The sequence below is a fragment of the Kitasatospora sp. NPDC002965 genome (assembly GCF_040611255.1).
In the GTDB taxonomy this organism is placed as follows: domain Bacteria; phylum Actinomycetota; class Actinomycetes; order Streptomycetales; family Streptomycetaceae; genus Kitasatospora.
On record NZ_JBEXNT010000043.1, the window covers coordinates 41,973 to 60,728 of the forward strand.

14 protein-coding genes are annotated in these 18,756 nt (G+C 75.1%); 11 read left to right on the forward strand and 3 right to left on the reverse strand.

What is annotated here, in order from left to right:
- Positions 1–18: 18 nt before the first annotated feature.
- The 7 genes from ABZY91_RS18755 to ABZY91_RS18785 all read left to right on the forward strand — a co-directional run bounded on the left by ABZY91_RS18755 (position 19) and on the right by ABZY91_RS18785 (position 12,836).
- Entirely contained in the window at positions 19–6,027 is a 6,009-nt protein-coding gene (locus ABZY91_RS18755) for a type I polyketide synthase (protein ID WP_355403627.1), read from the forward strand.
- The gene (locus tag ABZY91_RS18760) at positions 6,024–6,779 is read left to right on the forward strand and encodes an alpha/beta fold hydrolase (RefSeq protein WP_355403629.1); all 756 of its coding nucleotides are present in this window, start codon (positions 6,024–6,026) and stop codon (positions 6,777–6,779) included. Before ABZY91_RS18755 ends, ABZY91_RS18760 begins: the two co-directional genes overlap by 4 nt.
- 9 nt (positions 6,780–6,788) lie before the next feature.
- Positions 6,789–7,844 carry a sulfotransferase gene (locus ABZY91_RS18765; RefSeq protein WP_329881374.1) on the forward strand — a complete coding sequence of 352 codons (1,056 nt, stop codon included), beginning with the start codon at positions 6,789–6,791 and terminating at the stop codon, positions 7,842–7,844.
- Between the two features lie 151 nt (positions 7,845–7,995).
- Positions 7,996–8,223, forward strand: a complete 228-nt coding sequence (locus ABZY91_RS18770; protein WP_355403632.1) for a hypothetical protein — start codon at positions 7,996–7,998, stop codon at positions 8,221–8,223.
- Between the two features lie 34 nt (positions 8,224–8,257).
- The gene (ccrA, locus tag ABZY91_RS18775) at positions 8,258–9,604 is read left to right on the forward strand and encodes a crotonyl-CoA carboxylase/reductase (protein ID WP_355403634.1); all 1,347 of its coding nucleotides are present in this window, start codon (positions 8,258–8,260) and stop codon (positions 9,602–9,604) included.
- Between the two features lie 2 nt (positions 9,605–9,606).
- Positions 9,607–10,596: a beta-ketoacyl-ACP synthase 3 gene (locus ABZY91_RS18780; RefSeq protein WP_355403636.1), complete on the forward strand. Its 990-nt coding sequence runs from the start codon at positions 9,607–9,609 to the stop codon at positions 10,594–10,596.
- Between the two features lie 221 nt (positions 10,597–10,817).
- The gene (locus ABZY91_RS18785; protein WP_355403638.1) at positions 10,818–12,836 is read left to right on the forward strand and encodes a SpoIIE family protein phosphatase; all 2,019 of its coding nucleotides are present in this window, start codon (positions 10,818–10,820) and stop codon (positions 12,834–12,836) included.
- A 68-nt stretch (positions 12,837–12,904) separates the two neighbouring features.
- Here the strand turns inward: ABZY91_RS18785 and ABZY91_RS18790 are convergent, their stop codons facing one another.
- Complete coding sequence (locus tag ABZY91_RS18790) at positions 12,905–13,648, reverse strand: SOS response-associated peptidase (RefSeq protein ID WP_355403640.1); 744 nt, start codon at positions 13,646–13,648, stop codon at positions 12,905–12,907.
- A gap of 354 nt (positions 13,649–14,002) precedes the next feature.
- Between ABZY91_RS18790 and ABZY91_RS18795 the strand changes: the two genes are divergently transcribed.
- Both ABZY91_RS18795 and ABZY91_RS18800 read left to right on the forward strand, forming a co-directional pair.
- A complete protein-coding gene (locus ABZY91_RS18795; RefSeq protein WP_355403642.1) occupies positions 14,003–14,491 on the forward strand; it encodes a hypothetical protein in 489 nt (162 codons plus the stop codon).
- A 243-nt stretch (positions 14,492–14,734) separates the two neighbouring features.
- Entirely contained in the window at positions 14,735–15,622 is an 888-nt protein-coding gene (locus ABZY91_RS18800; RefSeq protein WP_355403644.1) for a DUF4394 domain-containing protein, read from the forward strand.
- A gap of 184 nt (positions 15,623–15,806) precedes the next feature.
- Here ABZY91_RS18800 and ABZY91_RS18805 read toward each other — a convergent pair whose 3' ends face one another.
- Complete coding sequence (locus ABZY91_RS18805) at positions 15,807–16,589, reverse strand: anti-sigma factor (protein WP_355403646.1); 783 nt, start codon at positions 16,587–16,589, stop codon at positions 15,807–15,809.
- Entirely contained in the window at positions 16,586–17,170 is a 585-nt protein-coding gene (sigK, locus tag ABZY91_RS18810; protein WP_329951199.1) for an ECF RNA polymerase sigma factor SigK, read from the reverse strand. Before sigK ends, ABZY91_RS18805 begins: the two co-directional genes overlap by 4 nt.
- Positions 17,171–17,644: 474 nt before the next feature.
- Between sigK and ABZY91_RS18815 the strand changes: the two genes are divergently transcribed.
- Complete coding sequence (locus tag ABZY91_RS18815) at positions 17,645–18,058, forward strand: hypothetical protein (RefSeq protein WP_329881364.1); 414 nt, start codon at positions 17,645–17,647, stop codon at positions 18,056–18,058.
- A 259-nt stretch (positions 18,059–18,317) separates the two neighbouring features.
- Positions 18,318–18,756, forward strand: a 439-nt coding sequence (locus tag ABZY91_RS18820; protein ID WP_355403649.1) for an ATP-binding protein, incomplete at its 3' end; no start/stop codon positions are given.

Consider the following 18,756-nt stretch of genomic DNA (forward strand, 5'->3'; position numbering starts at 1 on the left):
AACGAGAGGCAACAGCACATGAGCGAGCCAGGCCGGGTCCCCGAGGATCGGCTGCGTTACTTCCTCAAACGAGTCACCGCCGAGCTCCACGACACCCGGGAGCAGCTCCGCGGGGCCGAGCAGGCCGCGTCCGAGCCGATCGCGATCGTCGGGACGGCCTGCCGGTTCCCCGGCGGGATCGGTTCGCCCGAGGACCTGTGGGAGCTGGTGGCCGCGGGCCGGGACGCGATCGGGACGTTCCCGACCGATCGTGGCTGGGACGTGGAGAACCTCTACCACCCCGACCCCGACCACCCGGGTACGTCGTACTCCCGGGACGGCGGATTCCTGTCCGGGGCCGCCGACTTCGACCCGACGGTGTTCGGGATCTCGCCGCGCGAGGCGTTGGCGATGGACCCGCAGCACCGGCTGCTGCTGGAGACGTCGTGGGAGGCGTTCGAGCGGGCCGGGATCGACCCGCTGGGGCTGCGTGGCTCGCGGACCGGGGTGTTCGCGGGCGTCATGTACAACGACTACGCGCTGGTGATGGGCAACTCGGCGGAGGCGGCCGAGGGATTCCTGGGCACCGGCGGGAGCATCGCGTCCGGCCGGGTCGCCTACACCTTCGGTCTGGAGGGGCCGACACTCACCGTCGACACCGCGTGTTCCTCCTCCCTGGTCGCCCTGCACCTGGCGGTGCAGGCGCTGCGGAACCGGGAGTGCGAGCTGGCGCTCGCCGGGGGCGTCACCGTGATGGCGACCCCGAACACGTTCATCGGGTTCTCGCGCCAGCGCGGCCTGGCGCCCGACGGCCGGTGCAAGTCGTTCGCCGAGGGGGCGGACGGCACCGGCTGGGGCGAGGGTGTCGGCATGCTGCTCGTGGAGCGGCTCTCGGACGCGCAGCGCCTGGGCCACCCGGTCCTCGCGGTCGTCCGGGGGAGTGCCGTGAACTCCGACGGCGCGTCGAACGGCCTGACCGCCCCGAACGGGCCCTCGCAGCAGCGGGTGATCCGCCAGGCGCTGGCCAACGCACGGCTCGGCACCGGCGACGTGGACGTGGTGGAGGCCCACGGCACGGGCACGCCGCTGGGCGACCCGATCGAGGCCCAGGCCCTCCTGGCGACCTACGGCCAGGACCGTGCGGAGAACGAGCCGTTGTGGCTGGGTTCGGTGAAGTCGAACCTCGGCCATACGCAGGCGGCGGCGGGTGTGGCCGGGATCATCAAGATGGTGGAGTCGATGCGGCACGGCGTGCTGCCCGGCACGCTGCACGTGGACGAGCCGTCGTCGCACGTGGACTGGTCGGCGGGCTCGGTGGAGCTGCTGACCGAGGCGCGTGACTGGCCCGCGACCGGCCGGCCGCGCCGGGCCGGGGTGTCCTCGTTCGGCATCAGCGGCACCAACGCCCACGTCATCCTCGAAGCCGCCCCGGCCACCGAGCCGGCCGCCGCCCCGGCCGAGACGCCTCCGCCGGCCACCCCCGCGGCGCCGGTCGTCCCGGTCGTCCCGGTCGTCCTCGCGGCGGCCGACGAGACCGCGCTGGACGCCCAGGCCCGCCGACTGGCCGCGTTCCTCACCGATCGTCCGGACGTGCAGCCGGGCGCGGTCGCCCGTACGCTCGCCGACCGGTCCCGGTTGCCGTACCGGGCCGTCGCCCTCGGCCCGGACCGGCCCGCACTGGCGGCCGCGCTGTCCGAGGGCGGCACCGTCCGGGGCACCGCACGCCCCGGCCGGCTCGCCCTCGTCTTCACCGGTCAGGGCGCCCAGCGGGTCGGCATGGGCCGCGAGCTCTACACGGCGTTCCCGGTGTACGCGGCCGCGTTCGACGCCGTGTGCGCCGCGCTCGGCCTGCCCGCCCACGACCTGCTCGACGACGAGGAGGGGATCCACCGGACCGGGACGGCCCAGCCCGCCCTCTTCGCCGTCGAGGTCGCGCTGGCGGCCCTGCTGGAGCACTGGGGCATCAGGCCGGACGTGGTCGCCGGACACTCGGTCGGCGAGATCACCGCCGCCCACGTGGCCGGGGTCCTCACCCTGGCCGACGCGGCCCGGCTGGTCACCGCACGCGGTCGGCTGATGCAGGCCCTGCCGTCCGGGGGCGGGATGCTCACGGTGCGCGCCGCCGAGGCCGACGTCCGGGCGGCGTGCGGGGACATCGACGTGGCGGCCGTCAACGGGCCCCGCGCGGTCGTGCTCTCCGGATCGGACGCCGCGATCGAGCGGGCCGCGACGGCCGCCGCCGAGCGCGGCTGGAAGACCGGCCGCCTGCGGACCAGCCACGCCTTCCACTCCCGGCTCATGGAGCCGGTGCTCGCCGACTTCGCGAAGGAGACCGCCGGGCTGACGTTCGCCGAGCCGAGGGTGGCCGCGGTCTCCACCGTCACCGGTGCGGCGGTCGCCGGGGGCGAATGGACCGACCCCGACTACTGGGTCGACCAGGTCCGCCGCCCGGTCCGTTTCGCCGACGCCGTCCGCGCACTCGCCGCCCAGGGGGTCACCCGGGTCCTGGAGGTGGGGCCCGACGCGGTGCTCACCACCCTGGTCCAGGAGGCGGACGCCGGGCTGCTGGCCGTGCCGGCGCTGCGCCGCGGGCACACCGAGCCGCTGACCCTCCTGACCTCGGTCGCCACGCTGTTCGTCGACGGCGCCGACGTCGACTGGCGGTCGGTCGTCGGCGGGGCGGGCCGGGCGGACCTGCCGACCTACCCGTTCACCCACCGCCGGCTCTGGCCCCGCCCGCGCCCCGGTGGCGGCGACGCCCACGGCCTCGGCCTGGACCCGACCGGTCATCCGCTGCTCGGTGCCGCGGTCGACCTCCCGGACACCGCCACGGTGGTCCTCACCGGAACGCTCACCGCGGCCACCCAGCCCTGGCTGGCCGAGCACACCGTGCTGGGCCGCACCGTGCTGCCGGGCACCGCGCTGGTCGAGCTGGCGCTCGCCGCCGGCGAACGCGCCGGCGCGCCGGCGCTGGACGAACTCCTGCTCCAGGCGCCACTGACCCTGTCCGAGCGCGGCACGGTGACCCTCCGGCTCACCGTGACCGAGGAGGACGGCCGACGCCCGGTCACGATCCACTCCCGCGCCGACGACGGCGAGCCGTGGGTCCTGCACGCCACCGGTGTCCTCTCCGCCGCCGAAGCCGCCGACGTCGACGCCGACCTGGTCGACTGGCCGCCGGCCGGAGCCGAGGAGCTGCCGTTGGCCGGCCTGTACGAGGCGTTCGCGGACGCCGGCCTCGACTACGGGCCGGCCTTCCGGGGCCTGCGCCGGCTGTGGCGGCGCGGCGAGGAGGTGTTCGCCGAGGTGCGGACCGACGCGCCGGACGACGGGTTCGGCCTGCACCCGGCGCTGTTCGACGCGGTCCTGCACGCGATCGGCCCGGCGGCGCTGCTGTCCGGTGACGGGCTGCGGCTGCCGTTCGCGTTCTCCGGGGTCCACCGGTTCGCCCCGGCCGCCGGTACCTCGCTGCGGGTGCGGCTGACGGCCCGGAGCGGCATCGACACGGTGGGACTCGACCTGGCGGACCCGACCGGCCTGCCGGTCGCCCGGGTCGACCGGCTCACCCTGCGGCCGGTCGCGGCCGGCCAGTTGGGCGGCGGAGCGGCCGAGCGGCTGCTCTACGCGGTGGAGTGGGCCGCGCAGGAGGTGGCGGGTGAGGTGCCGGGTGCGGTGATCCGTCTCGGTGACGCGTTGCCGGTGCCGGTGCCGGTGCTGTTGGTGGATGCGACGGCGGCGGGTGCGGCCCGGGACCGGGCTGCCCAGTTGCTGGTGCTGCTCCAGTCGTGGCTGGCCGACGCGGCGTGGTCCGAATCGCGCCTGGTGGTGCGGACATTCGGTGCGGAAGGTACGGAGATCACGGACGCGGATGGTGCCGCGTTGTGGGGTCTGGTGCGGTCGGCGCAGGCCGAGCATCCGGACCGGCTCCATCTGGTGGACGCGGCCGAGGACGTGTTCTATCCGCTGCCGCAGGCCGTCGTTCGTGAGGGCGTGGTCACTGTGCCGCGTCTGGTGCGCCTGACGGGTTCCGCGTCCGCGCCGGTGGAGTTCGGGGACGGCACGGTGGTGGTGACCGGTGCGACCGGCACGCTCGGTGGCCTGGTGGCCCGGCATCTGGTCGAGACGCACGGGGTCCGTGACCTGCTGTTGCTCTCCCGTTCCGGTGGGGATGCCGGACTCGTCGAGGAGCTCGCTTCGGCGAAGGTCCGGGCGGTGGCCTGTGACGTGGCGGACGCGGAAGCGGTCACCGCAGCGCTGCGGGGCGAGCCGGTGTCGGCGGTGATCCACGCCGCCGGTGTGCTGGACGACGCCCTCCTCGCCGATCTGACGCCCGAGCGCCTCGACACGGTGTTCCGGGTCAAGGTCGACGCCGCGCGCAACCTCGCCGCCGCGACGGAGGGCCGGGCACTGAGTGCCTTCGTCCTCTACTCCTCGGTGGCCGGCGTCGTCGGCAACCCGGGCCAGGCCAACTACTCCGCCGCCAACACGTTCCTGGACGCGTACGCGACCGAGCTGCGCGCCCGGGGCGTCCCGGCGACCTCCCTCGCCTGGGGTCTGTGGGACGCGGGCATGGGCGAGTCCCTCACCGACGCCGAGCGGCGGCGGCTGCGCCAGGGCGGAGTTCTCCCGCTCACCGACGAGCAGGGCCTCGCCGCCCTCGACGCCGCGCTCGCCGAGGGACGCCCGCTCGTCGTCCCGGTCTCCCTGGACCTGGCCGGACTCCGTGCCGCCGGGGCCGCCGGGGCGCTTCCCGAGATCCTGGCCGGGCTCGCCCCGGCGGGCCGGTCCGGGGGAGGTGTGCCGGACCGGTCCGCGCTCGCGGCCTTCCAGCGCCGGCTGGCGCAACTGCCCGCCGACGAGCGGCGGGAGGCGCTGGCCGACCTGGTCGCCCGGCAGGCCGCCGTCGTCCTCGCCCACACCGGGTCCGACACCGTCGACCCGCACCGGCCCTTCCTGGAGGCCGGATTCGATTCGCTCACGTCGGTGGAGCTGCGCAACCGGCTCGGCGCGGCCACCGGACTGCGGCTGCCGACCACGCTGCTGTTCGACCACCCCACCCCCGATGCCCTCGTGGCCCACCTCGCCGGGCAGTTCGCGCCCGGCGACGGGGACCGGCCCGCGCCGGAGGAGGCCGCCGGCACCCTCGGCACGCTGTTCCGGGAAGCCTCCGCCACCGGGCGCAGCGGCGACTTCTTCGGCCTGCTGGTCGCCGCGTCGGAGTTCCGCCCGGCCTTCCGGACGAGTCGCGAGCTGCCCGCGCCGGTTCCGGTGGTGCGGCTGGCCGGGGGCACGGACGCGCCCGGCCTCGTCTGCCTGCCCTCGATCCTGGCCATCTCCGGCCCGCACCAGTACGTCCGGTTCGCCGGCGCCCTGCGCGGCCGGCGGGACGTCGCGGCCGTCGCCGCGCCCGGGTTCGGCCGTGGCGAGCCACTGCCGGCGACGGTGGAGGCGGTGGTCTCGGCCCAGGCCGAGGCGATCCTGGCGCACACCGGGGGGTCGCCGATCGCGCTGGTCGGACACTCCTCGGGCGGCATGCTCGCGCACGCGGTGGCCGCCGAACTGGAGCGTGCCGGCGCGGCCGTGGACGCGCTGGTGCTCATCGACATCTACTCGCACGACGTCGAGGCGCTCGCGGGCATCCAGCCGGTCCTCAGCGCCGGCATGATCGAGCGGGAGGACGGCTACGTCCCGATGGACGACACCAGGCTGACCGCGATGGGCGGCTACGTCCGGCTGTTCCACGGGTGGCAGCCGACCCCGATCCGGGCCCGCACGCTGCTCGTCCGGGCCACCGAGCCCATGTTCGGCTGGTCGCGCGACGGTGACTGGCGCTCGTCGTGGACGCTGCCGCACAGCACGGTGGACACCCCCGGCAACCACTTCTCGGTCATGGAGGAGCACGCCGCGACCACGGCACGGGCGGTCGACGACTGGCTCGCCGCGTCGGCCGGATCCCCCGAAGCCCCCGGTCCGTCCTCCTCCGCTCCCGTTTCCTCCTTCTCCTCCACGCCCTCGTCCCCTCTCGAACCGAAAGCCTCCTCCCGATGACCAACGTCGAGTACGACAACCCGTGGGTCCGCCGGTTCCACCACGAACCGAGCGAGGTCACCCTGGTCTGCTTCCCGCACGCCGGTGGATCGGCCAGCTTCTTCTACCCGGTCTCCGACGCGATGCAGTCGACCGTCCAGGTGGTGGCGCTGCAGTACCCGGGCCGGCAGGACCGGCGGCACGAGCGTCCGCTGACCACCGTCGCCGAGCTGGCCGACGAGGCGTTCGCCGCGCTGCGCCCGCTGATGGACCGCCCGCTGGCCTTCTTCGGCCACAGCATGGGCGCCACCGTGGCGTTCGAGGTCGCCGTGCGGATGAAGCGCGAGCAGCTCGAAGCCCCCGTCACGCTGTTCGCCTCGGGCCGCCGCGCCCCCTCCCGGCACCGGGACGAGAACGTGCACAAGCTCGGCGACGACGAGATCGTCGCGGAGCTGAAGACCCTCAGCGGCACCGATGCCCGCATCCTCGGTGACCTGGAGCTGCTGCGGATGATCCTGCCGGCGATCCGCAGCGACTACACGGCCGCCGAGACCTACCGGTACCGGCCCGGCCCGGCGCTCGACTGCCCGATCATCGCGCTGACCGGCGACAGCGACCCGAAGGTGACCCTGGACGAGGCCGGCGCGTGGGCCGACCACACCACCGGGGAGTTCGAGCTGCGCTCCTTCGAGGGCGGCCACTTCTACCTCGCCAAGCACCAGCGTGCGGTGATCAACCTGATCAGCGACCAGCTGCTCTCCCTCTCGCTCTGAGGACGGTCCATGACTCCGACGTTCGTCATCAGTACCGGCCGGTGCGGGTCGACGCTGGTCTCCCGGATGCTGCGCGCCCACCCCGAGGTGCTCAGCCTGAGCGAGCTCTTCAGCACCGTGCGCAGCCGTGGCTACCTCGACGGGGCCCCGGACGGCGCGCAGTTCTGGCGGATGCTCAGCGAGCCCGAGCCGACCATGGACATCATGGTCGCCGAGGGACTCAAGGTCTCCGAACTGATCTACCCGTACGGGACGGGGCGGTTCGACCCGGTCGAGGGTGTCCCGGCGATCTGCCACATGACGCTGCCGATGCTCTCCGACGACCCGGACGCGCTCCACGACGAGCTGGCCGGAGAGGTGCCGGGCTGGCCGGCCCGTCCGATCGCGGACCAGTACCGGGCGCTCTTCGCCCACCTGGCCGAACGCTTCGACCGGCCGGTTCCCGTGGAGCGGTCCGGAGGGTCGCTGGGGATGCTGCCCGCGCTGCGGGCGCAGTTCCCCGAGGCCAGGTTCGTCTACCTCACCCGGGACGGTGCCGACTCGGCGCTGTCGATGAGCCGGCACCCCGGGTTCCGGCAGATGCTGCTGGGCCAGGAGGCCGCCCGGATCGCCGGGGTCGCCTCCCCGGGGGAGCTGGGGGAGGCCCAGTTCCGGCTGCTCCCGGAGGAGTTGGGCCGGTTGCTGGCGCTCCCGTCGGAACTGCCGCGGCTGATGCGCCGGGACATCCCGGTCACCGCGTTCGGTGCGCTGTGGTCCACGATGGTCAGCGAGGGCGCCGACGAACTGCTGCGGCTGCCCTCCGAGGAGTGGACCATGATCTCCTACGAGGCCCTGGTCGCGGACGCCCCGGCGGAGCTGACCCGGTTGGCCGGGTTCCTGGGTGTGCCGGCGTCCTCCGCATGGCTGGCGGAGGCCGCCCGGCTGGTGGACCCGGGGCGGCGGGCCGCCTCGGCCCGGCTGGACCCGCGGCTGCTGGCCGCCCTGCGGCGCTCCTGCGCACCCGGCGAGGCCGCCGACGCGGCCCTCGCGGCGGCGGCGGGTGTGACGCTCGTACCCGCCGCGTGAGCGGTCCCGGGGCGCCGGCGGCCGTCCCGTCCGGCGGCGCCCCGGGTCCCACGGAAGGCCCCGGACCCGTAGGGGCGACGCTGGGGTGTGAACGGGCACGGTCGGCCCCAAGGATCGGGGTGGGGAGCACGGCAAGCGGGGGGAGAGCCGGATGCGCACGCCGACCGGGACGGCGACGTCCACCCGGTGGCGCGGTGCCGGCGTCGCGCCGGCCCTGCGTGGGCGGTCCTCCGGCGAACCGTCCGGCCGTCCGCACCGCCCCGGGGCCGCCGGCGCCGGCCGCGAGGGCGCACCGGTCCGGCCCGGCGCGGCCTTCCCCTTCCCGGTGCCGGCCGTCGGCGACGTCGGTGACGCCGCCGCGTTCGACGCCACCGGCTGACCGCACACCCGTTCGCGAACGCGAGGACTCTTCCATGGATATCTTGGCCGAAGCGGTGCTCTCCGGTGCCTCCCCGGAGGAACTCGGCGCGCTCCCGCTGCCCGATCTGTTCCCCGCGGCGCACCTGCGGGCCTCGGACGTCGGGATCTTCGACGGCGACGCCGACCCCGACGTCCGGCGGTCGCTGCACGTCGGCCCGGTGCCGATGCCCCGGCTGGCCCCGGACGAGGTGGTCGTCGCGGTGATGGCCAGCTCGATCAACTACAACACCGTGTGGTCGGCGATGTTCAAGCCGATCTCGACGTTCACGGCGCTGAACCGGCTCGCCCGGCAGGGCGGATACGCGGCCCGCCACGACCTGCCGCACCAGATCGTCGGTTCGGACGCCGCCGGCGTGGTGGTCCGGGTCGGCGACGGCGTGCGGCACTGGAACGTCGGCGACCACGTCATGGTCAGCCCGGCCTACGTCGACGACCAGGAGCCTGGCGCGCACGACGACGGCATGATGGGCCCCGGCGGGCGGGCCTGGGGCTACGAGACCAACTTCGGCGGCCTGGCCCACTACACGGTCGCGCGGGCCAGCCAGCTGGTGCCCAAGCCGCCGCACCTGACCTGGGAGGAGGCCGCCTCGATCACGCTGTGCGCGGGCACCGCCTACCGCATGCTGGTCGGCGACCACGGCGCGCAGATCAAGCAGGGCGACGTCGTGCTGGTCTGGGGCGCGACCGGCGGCCTGGGCGGGTTCGCCGTGCAGATGGTCAAGAACGGCGGCGGCATCGCGGTCGGGGTGGTGAGCTCCGACCGGAAGGCGCAGATCCTCCGCGAGCAGGGCTGCGACGTGATCATCGACCGGCGCGAGATCGGCATGGGCGACGACTCGGACGGCACGGCGGACGCGATCGAGTACGGCAAGCGGCTCGGCCGCAGGATCCGGGCCGAGCTCGGGGAGGACCCCAGGGTCGCCTTCGACTACGTCGGCCGGGCCACGTTCGGCACCTCGGTGCACGTCGTGCGGCGCGGCGGCATCGTCGTCACCTGCGGGTCGAGCACCGGCTACCAGCACCAGTACGACAACCGCTACCTGTGGATGAACCTCAAGCGGGTGATCGGCAGTCACATCGCCAACCTTCAGGAGCAGTTCGACACCGCCAGGCTGTTCCGGCAGGGCGGCCTGGTGCCGATCCTCACCGACGTCTTCCCCCTCACCGAGACCGGCGAGGCGCTGCGCCTGGTGCAGACCAACCGGCACATCGGCAAGGTCGGCGTGCTCTGCCTGGCGCCCGCGGAGGGCCTGGGGGTGACCGACCCGGACGCCCGCGCACGGATCGGCGCCGAGCGGCTCACCTCCTGGCGCCGGTACGCGTCGACGGCGCGGGTGTGACGATGGGCGGGACCGGGATCCTGGCCACCGGGTCGTACGTCCCCGAGCGGATCGTGACCGGCGCGGACATCGCCGGGCCGGCCGGTGTCACCCCGGAGTGGATCGAGCGGAAGACGCAGATCGCCGCCCGCCGCTACGCCGCACCGGACCAGGCCACCTCGGACCTGGCGGCCGAGGCCGCGGCACGGACGCTCCGGCAGGCGGGGCTGCCGGCCTCGGCGCTGCGCTACCTCATCGTCTCCACCTCGACGCCCGACTCGCCGCAGCCGCCCACCTCGCACCTGGTGCAGGACGCACTCGGCGCGCACGGCGCCGCGTGCTTCGACATCAACGTCGTCTGCAGCGGCTTCGTCTACGGCCTGGCTCTGGCCCGGGCCCTGGTGGCCCAGGAGCCCGGCGCGTACGCACTGGTCGTCGCCGCCGACGTGTACTCGCGGATCCTGGACCCCACCGACCGCAGGACGGTGGTGCTGTTCGGTGACGGCGCCGGGGCGGCGCTGGTCGGTGCCGTGCCGGCGGGCGGTTTCGTGGACGTGGAGCTGACCGGGCACGGGCACGCGCACGGGCTGATCGGGGTGGAGGCCGGCGGCAGCCGGCACCCGGCCACGCACGACACCGTCGAGAACGGCGGCCACTTCTTCCGGATGAAGGGCCGGGCCGTCCGGGACTTCGCCGTGGAGCACGTTCCCGGAGCGGTCCGGACGCTGGTCGAACGCACCGGCCACCGGTTGGCCGACGTCGACCACTTCGTGCCGCACCAGGCGAACGGCGTGCTGCTGGGCGAGCTGGTGACCCTGGCCGGCCTGGACCACGCGCACACGCACCGGACGCTGGAGCGGTACGGCAACACCGGCAGCGCGTCGGTGGCCCTGGCCCTCGACGAGGCCCACCGGGGCGGCCACCTGCGCGCGGGCGACCTGGTGCTGCTCGCCGGGTTCGGCGGCGGCATGTCGCTCGGCGCGGCCCTGCTGAGGTGGACGGCCACGGGGTGACCGCCCGACGGCGCCCCGGCCCCGACCCGGGGCGCCGTCACCCGCGGTGACCGCGCGGGGCGGCGCCTTGGATGCGGAGTGCGGCCCATCGGTGGTTCCATTGCATCGGAACCTGCCGACCGAACGGCGGTCCCGCCTGCCGCCGACACCGGGCCTGAGCGTGCTGCCGTCGTCCGTCGTCCGTCGTCCGTCGTCCGGAAACCGGAAAGGGGCCGTCACGGGTGTTCGAGCCGCAGTTGACCCCGGAGGTCTTCGACCGGGCGATCGTGGCGATCGCGCTGACGGCCGGCCGGGAACACCGCCTGGTCTACCGCAACGACGCCTTCCGTGACCTGTTCGGCCCCCGGCCGCTCGGCGTGCCCGTCGGCGAGCTGTTCACCGAACCGCAGGAGGAGGGACTCGTCGACACCCTCGACCTCGTCCTCGCCGACACCACCGCCCGACAGGTCACCACCCCGCGCACCCTGGAGGGCTCCGGCGACGGGGAGCGCGAGCACCGGCACTTCGTCTACAGCTGCTCGCCGGTCGCCTCCCGCTTCGGCCCCGGCGTCCTCGTCGCCGCCATCGACACCACCGGGCAGGTGCACTCCGCCCAGCGCGCCCAGCGCCTGTCGACGGAACGCCTGCACGCCCTCCAGCGCTACGAGGCCCTCGTCTCGGCCGTCTCCCAGCTGGTGTGGACCGCCCAGCCGGACGGCGCGATGACCGAGCTGGTCCCCGGCTGGGAGCGGCTGACCGGGCACCCCTGGCGCGACACCATGGACGAGGCCTGGATGTCGTTGGTCCACCCCAACGACCGCGCCGGCCTGCGGGAACGCTGGATCGAGGCGGAGGCCGGTGAGCCGGCCATGTTCGAACACACCTACCGGCTGCGCTTCGCCTCCGGCGAGTACCGCCACATCACCGCCCGCGGCGTCCCGATCGTGCGCGAGGGCGAGCTCGTGGAGTGGGTCGGTGCGACCGCCGACGTCGAGGACCGCTGGCGCACCCGGCTGCGCGAACGGCTCCTCGCCGACACCATGGCCGTCACCGAGAGCGTGGGACCGGAGGACGCCTTCGCGGCCGTCGCGGGGCTGGTGGTGCCCGAGCTCACGGACGCCTGCACCGTGTTCCTGCTCTCCGAACGGGGCCACGGGGCGACGACCGGCACCCGCATCGCCTCCACCTCCCGCGCGGGCCTGCCCCCGCTTCCCCCGCTCCGGGGGCAGACGTTCCGGCTCGGACCCGTGGCCCTGCGCGCGGTCGCCGACCGCACCCCGGCCCTGCTGACCTTCCCGCCGGGCGAGATCCCCTCCGGCGTGGTGCCCGAGGAGTCCGCGCGCTGGCTGGCCGCCGCCGGCGCCACCAGCCTCACCCTGCTGCCCCTGGTCATCGACGGCACACCCGCCGCCCTCGCCGCGGCCGCCACCTGCCAGGGCTCGCCCCCGCCGGGCCGGGGCGACATCGACCTCCTCCAGGAAGTCCTCCAGCGCGCACAGGGCGCGCTGGGCCAGACCCTGGAGCTCCAGCGCACCCGCCACGCCGCGCTGATCCTCCAGCGGGCCCTGCTCACCGAGCCGCCGGCCGTCCCCGGCGCCCGGCTCGCCGCCCGCTACCAGCCGGGCAACCGCACCGCCGAGGTCGGCGGCGACTGGTACGACGCCTTCCTCCTGCCCGACGGGTCCCTCACCCTGACCATCGGGGACGTCGCCGGCCACGACCTCACCGCCGCCACCACGATGGGCCAGTTCCGCAGCATGCTGCGCTCGGTCGCCTACAACGCGACGCCCGGGCACACGCCCGCCGACACCCTGTCCGCGCTCGACCGGGCCGCCGAGGGCCTCGGCATCGGCTCCTTCGCCACCGCGGTCCACGTCCAGCTCACCCGCTCCGGCCGGGGCTGGTTCGCGGCCTGGTCCAACGCCGGACACCCGCCCCCGCTGCTGCTGCCCGCCGACGGCCCGGCCCGCTACCTCACGTCGGACCTGACGGACGTGCCGCTCTGCGTGGCCCCAGCCGAGGAGCGCCGGACCCACCGGGCCGGCCTCGCCGCCGGTGACACCCTGATCCTCTACACGGACGGACTCGTCGAAGTCCCCGGTGAGCACCTGACCACGGGCCTGGACCGGCTCGCGCACACGGCCGGCCGGGCGCGCGACCGCCCGTTGGACGATCTGTGCGACCACCTGCTCGCCCAGGTCCCCGACGCCCGCGACGACATCGCCCTCCTGGCCTTCCGCCCCGACGTCCCGCCCGCCTGACCGCCCCCGCCCGACCGCCCCCGTCCGACGCGCCACCGGTCGCGCCGCCGGAACCGCCGGCCCGGCCGCTACCCCGCGAGGCCGAGCGGGTCCGGCACCTCGTCCAGCAGCTGCGGGCCGTCGGAGCGGACGTTGTTCACCGCGGTGGAGACGGCGCGGACGGTGAGGTCGCCGCCGCCCGGGGTGTGCAGCAGGTGGTGGAGCTCGTCGGGATCCGTGGTCGCGGGGTCGAGCCAGGTCGCGAGGTCGGCGGTGGCGATGGTCAGCGGCATCCGGTCGTGGATCCGGCCGGCGCTGTCGGTGGCGTCCCGTGTGACGACGGTCGCGGTGGCCAGCCACGCGGCCGGGTCGTCCTCCGGCACCGCCGGGTCGCGCCAGAACTCGTACAGGCCGGCCATCAGCATCGGTTCCCCGGTGGTGAGGAAGTACGGCTGCTTGTACGCCTTGCGGCCCTCGCCCGCCGGGACGGGCCGCCACTCGAAGTAGCCGTCGGCCGGGATCACGCAGCGCCGCTCGGCGAAGGCCTTCCGGTAGGCAGGCTTCTCGTGGACGGTCTCCGACCGCGCGTTGATCATCCGCGCGCCGCCGGACGCGTCCTTCGACCAGGACGGCACCAGACCCCAGCGCACCGGGCGCACCTGCCGCACCAGCTCACCGGACTCCCGGTCGAGGCGCTCCAGCACGGCCGCCACCGGGTCGGTCGGTGCGACGTTCCAGTTCGGGGCGAGGGTTTCGGCGGGGTCCCAGCGCATCTCCCCGAGCAGGGCGACCAGGTCGACGGGAGTCGTGGTGGAAACGAAGCGTCCGCACATGCGTCCACGATGTCATGCGACGGAAGCCGGGACCCGGCGCGGGTGCCCGCCGGGCGGATACCGGGGCCGGTCGGGGCCGCCGGAAGTGCGCGGCGCGGTCCGGCGGCGCGGCGCTGTCCCGCCGGCCGTACCGTGGACGGCCCGGTGCGAGGCCCTTCCCGCGCCCCGGCGGATCCCGGCCCACTGGTCCCGGAGGTGGCGCAGGCCGCACCCCGCGGCGGCCGGACGGGCCCTCGGCCGGGGGGACCCGACCGATGTGCGGGGCCGCCGCCCGGCTGCGATGCTGGGGAAGATCCTCCGCTCCGGCGGGCGCAGCGCCCGGGACCGGGCGGAGCGACGCGGGCGGAGGTTCCGATGGCGAAACTCGTCGAGGTCGTCCTGGAGGAGCTCTACGCCGAGACCGGCGGGTTCGGATCCAACGACTACGTGGACGTGTCGGGCGGGCTCCGGGGAGTGACCTACAACAAGGTCCTGATGACCGGCGGAGCCGTCACGGCGGTGGAGATGGCACGGCACGACGTGTTCACCTTCCCGGAGGGCCCCCTCCGCCTCTTCCGGGGCGAGGCCACGCCCGTCGACGCGGGGATGCGGATCGCCCTGTCCATCGGGGAGAACCTCGATCCCTCGGAACCGAAGTACTTCGGCTACTTCCTCGACTTCGGCGGGGAGCTGTTCGCGGAGGACATCGCACCGCTGTCCCTGGGCGAGTCCTTCGGGACGATCTCCAGCGCGGACGTCACGCAGCCCGGCCTGGCCCGGCACCAGGACGTGACCTTCGCGCACGAGGGCGCGGGAATCGCCGTGCAGGCCCGCTTCCGGCTGGCGGTGGTCCACTACTTCTAGGCCCTCCCCGCGCTCCGGGCGCACCCGGGGTGCGGTGCCCCTGGGCCCGGGGCGCAGCGCCCCGGCAGCGGAGTGTTCGCACACCGAGGGCCGCCGGACTGGTCGGGTCACGGGTTTCACCCCGACCCGGCCTCCTCCCGGGTGAACCACGGCCGCGCCGCGCGACGGGAGCGGCCGACGCCGTGCGTTGCTGGGTGACGGGCCCCCACCCCGGGGGCCCGCCACCCACCGGAGGAAGCACCCATGCGCAACCGTCTGGCGGCAGCCGTCGCCACCGCCCTCACCGCCGCCTCACTCGGCCTGACCTTCGCCCCCGGCGCCACCGCGCTGACCCCCGCCGACGCCGAGGGCGGGGAGAGACTCCACGCCATCGGCCTCACCGCCGACCAGACACTCGTGGACTTCCCGGTCACCCACCCCGACCGGGCCCGCACCGTCGGGGCGGTCACCGGTCTCGCGGGCGACGCGAAGATCGTCGGCATCGACTACCGCGTGCAGAACGGCCTGCTCTACGGGGTCGGTGACCAGGGCGGCATCTACACCCTCGACGACACCAGCGGCTGCGCCACCAAGGTCTCCCAGCTGACCGTCCCGCTCCAGGGCGCCTTCTTCGGAGTGGACTTCAACCCCGCCGCCAACCGGCTGCGGGTCATCTCGGACACCGGCCAGAACCTGCGGCACAACCTCGACGACCCGGCGGGCACCCCGGCGGCCGGCACCACCGTCGCCGACGGCACGCTGACCAACCCGGCCGTCCCCCCGGCGACCACCGGCACCACCGCGCTCGGCGTCACCGCGGCGGCCTACACCAACAACGACCTCGACCCGGCCACCGCCACCACGCTCTTCGACCTCGACACCACCCTCAACCGGACGGTCCTGCAGTCGCCGGCCAACGCCGGGACCCTCGCCCCGACCGGTGCGCTGGGCGTCGACCCCGCCGTCGACGCGGGCTTCGACATCTACTACTCGACCGGGCAGGGCACCAACCACGGCTACGCCGCGCTCGAGGTCGGCGGCACCCGGTCGCTCTACCGGGTCGACGTCCTGACCGGACGGGCCACCGCGCTCGGTGCGTTCGCGGCCGGCTCGGCCGTCACGGACCTGGCCCTGCCGATCGCCCAGGACTGACCTCCGCCCACGGGTGACGCCGGACGGGCGACGCCTGACGGGTGACGGGTGCGACGACGGCACGGTCGACGTACGCGTCACCCGTCGAACACCAGCGAGGACAGGTGTGTGAAGGACAGGGGGAGAGAAGGCCGTCACGGTGGCGCGACCGGCTCCCGGCGACGGCGCGCGGCGCCCGCGGCGGTCAGGCGAGGCGGACGACGAGCAGGGGGTCGGTGGTCGGTGCGGGGGAGCCGCCGAGGGGTTCCGCCGTGACGGCGACGGCCTTGGCGCCGTCCAGCGGACCGGCGAGCACCACGGTGCCGCGGGACTGCGGGAGCAGGCCGGCCGGCCGCGGTTCGTCGTCGACGTACCAGAGTTCGTAGACGCGATCGGGCGGGAGGGGGGCCAGCCCCGTGGTGAGGAAGGCGGCCTGGTTGCGGTCCGCGGACCAGACGACGGTGCCGCTCCCCTCGTCGGAGCCGGTGGTGCTGCTGCGGGCGTCGGGGGCGGTGACCAGCGCGGCGACCTCCTGGAGTTCGGTCCGCTGGTGTGCGGCGGCCGTGCGGGCCCGTTCGGCCTGGTCGTGCTGCTGCACGGCGACCCCGCCGAGGGTGGCGGTGAGCGCGAGGCAGGCGGCCAGGACGAGCTCGCGCGCGCGGCGGCGCGGGCGGCGGGGCGCCGGTACGGACGGGGCCGGTTCGTGGCCCGGCTCCGGGGGTGCCGATGGACGCGGGTCCGGGGTGCGGCGCGCCGGAGGGAGCTGGCGGATCCCGGTGACGGCGGTCATCGCGCGCGCCTCCATGCCGTCCGGCAGGGGCACGGCGTCGGCGGCGGCGAACCGGGCCAGGGTGTCGGCGAACTCCGCGGCCTCCTGGACGCAGGACGGGCAGGCGGCCAGGTGCGTCTCGAAGAGCGCGGCCTCGGCGGGTTCGAGGGCGTGGAGGGCGTGGGCGCCCCCGAGGGTGTGGGAGTCGTGCGCGGTCATGAGCCGGCCCCCAGACAGTCGCGCAGGCGGACGAGTCCGTCGCGCATCCGGGTCTTGACGGTGCTCAGCGGGGCTTCGAGGAGGTCGGCGACCTCCGGGTAGGTCAGCCCGCGGTAGTAGGCCAGGACGAGTGACTGGCGCTGGAGTTCGGTGAGCCGGCCCAGGCAGCGGCGCACGCGCTCACGCTCCAGCCGGTTCTCGATCTGCTCCGCGACCTCGTCGAAGGCGCGTTCCTGGAGGTGGGCGGCGGCCTTCTCCTCGCGTGAGGCCTCGGCCTGGGAGCGCCGGACGCGGTCGACGGCGCGGTGGTGGGCCATGGTCATCACCCAGGCCAGGACGCCGCCGCGGTCGGGGCGGTAGCGGGCGGCGGAGCGCCAGACCTCCAGCATCACCTCCTGCGCGACCTCCTCGGACTGGGCCGGATCGCGCAGGACGCGGCGCACCATGCCGAGGACCTGGCCGGCCAGGGCCCGGTAGAGCGTGCGGTAGGCGTCGTGGTCGCCGACGGCGGTGCGGGCCACCAGCTCCCGCAGTCGCCGGTCCGCGGCGGTGGGGCCGGGCAGTGCTAGCGGCTCGGACACCGTGGCTCCCTTCGTCGCCGGAGCCGGGGCGGCACGGACCGCGCCCGGGTACGGCTGCGTCCGTGCCGTCGCTCACCCCGGCGGTTCCGACTCGCACGGCCCGGCGAACGGTCGCACGCCGGGCGCGGGGGCTCTCACGCGCGCCCGCACTGGTGATTCGTGACCGACGGGCCCCGCGGACTGGTCTCCCGGCAGGAATCACCCGGGCGGGTCGGCCGCGGGTCGGCCGCAGCCGGGGGTGGGGGTGCGGGGGCGGGGTGCGGGGTCCCCTGTCCACCGGGAAGGTCGCCAGTGCTTCCTTTACCGGTGAAAAGTAGAACATTCCCCCACAATTTATGCCCGCGTGACCCGTCCGGCGCCCGGTCCCGTGCGAATCAGTGGCAGAGAACAAGTTCCGGCGTCCGCCCGTCAGAGCACCCGAACAGTGCGGCGGGAAGGGCCGGATGACATCGGATCAGGAAAGGAGGACGGGCCATGCGCGCAACACGGACCAGGAAGTCGCTGGCCGTCGCCGCCACCTGCGTGATGCTCGGCGGCGGCGCAGCGGTCGCCACGTCCGCCGGCGCGGCCTCGGCCGCCTCGGCGAGTACCGTCCGGACGACCGACCACGGAGACCGGCAGCACCAGGACCACCGGCAGCACCAGGATCACCGGCAGTGCCGCTGGTACCCGGCGCACTGGGAGAACAAGCTGGTGCCCGGCCACTCGGAGCCGGTCCGGCAGTCCGGCCACTGGCACAACGAGTGGCACCCGGGCTGGTGGGACAACCACCACCACTGGCACGACGGCTCCTGGCACAAGGTGTGGCACAAGGCCGGTTGGGAGAACAAGTGGACCCCGGCGCACTGGGAGCGCGTCTGGGTGTCCGCCGGCTGGCACTGCCGCTGAACGGCACCGCCGTACGACACCGCCGTCGGCTGCCGTCAGGCCGCCGCAGGCCCCGCCACCAGGTCCTCGCCACCGGGCCCGCCGGCCGTGCACCGTGTCCCCGCGGCGTACGGTCGGCGACGGGTCGGACGGGCGATCGGGGCGTCGCCCCGCCCCCGTTCCGGTCCCCGCGCCCGTTCCCGCCGCCGGACCCGGACCCCTCACCTCCGGACCACCGGCCGGGCCGCCGCCCGGCCGGCTCCCGAAAGGCCGTCAGGCCATGGACACCGTCGCATCCCTGTCCGCCCCCGCCCGGATCCCGCCGCCGGCGTGGACCGATTCCTTCCCCGGCCGGCCCTCCGGCGTCGCGGAGGTCCGCGCGCAGGCCCGGGCCTTCCTCGCCCGCAGCCGCGTCCCGCCCGCGCTGTACGAGGACACCCTGCTGGTCGTCAGCGAACTCGTCACCAACGCCGTCCGTCACACCGGCGGCCCCGGGAACGTCCGCCTGAGCAGCGACGCTTCGGGGATCGCCGTCACCGTGAGTGACACCAGCCGCCTCCTGCCCGTGCCGCGACAGGCGGAACCGGGCGTCGCCACGAGCGGTCTTGGACTGGGCCTGGTCGCGGCCGCCGCCCTGGCCGACGCCGAGCGCGCCATGGCCCCCGTCCTGGACCACGCCTTCGCCGCCCTCACCCCGGACGAGCGGGCGACCCTGGTCC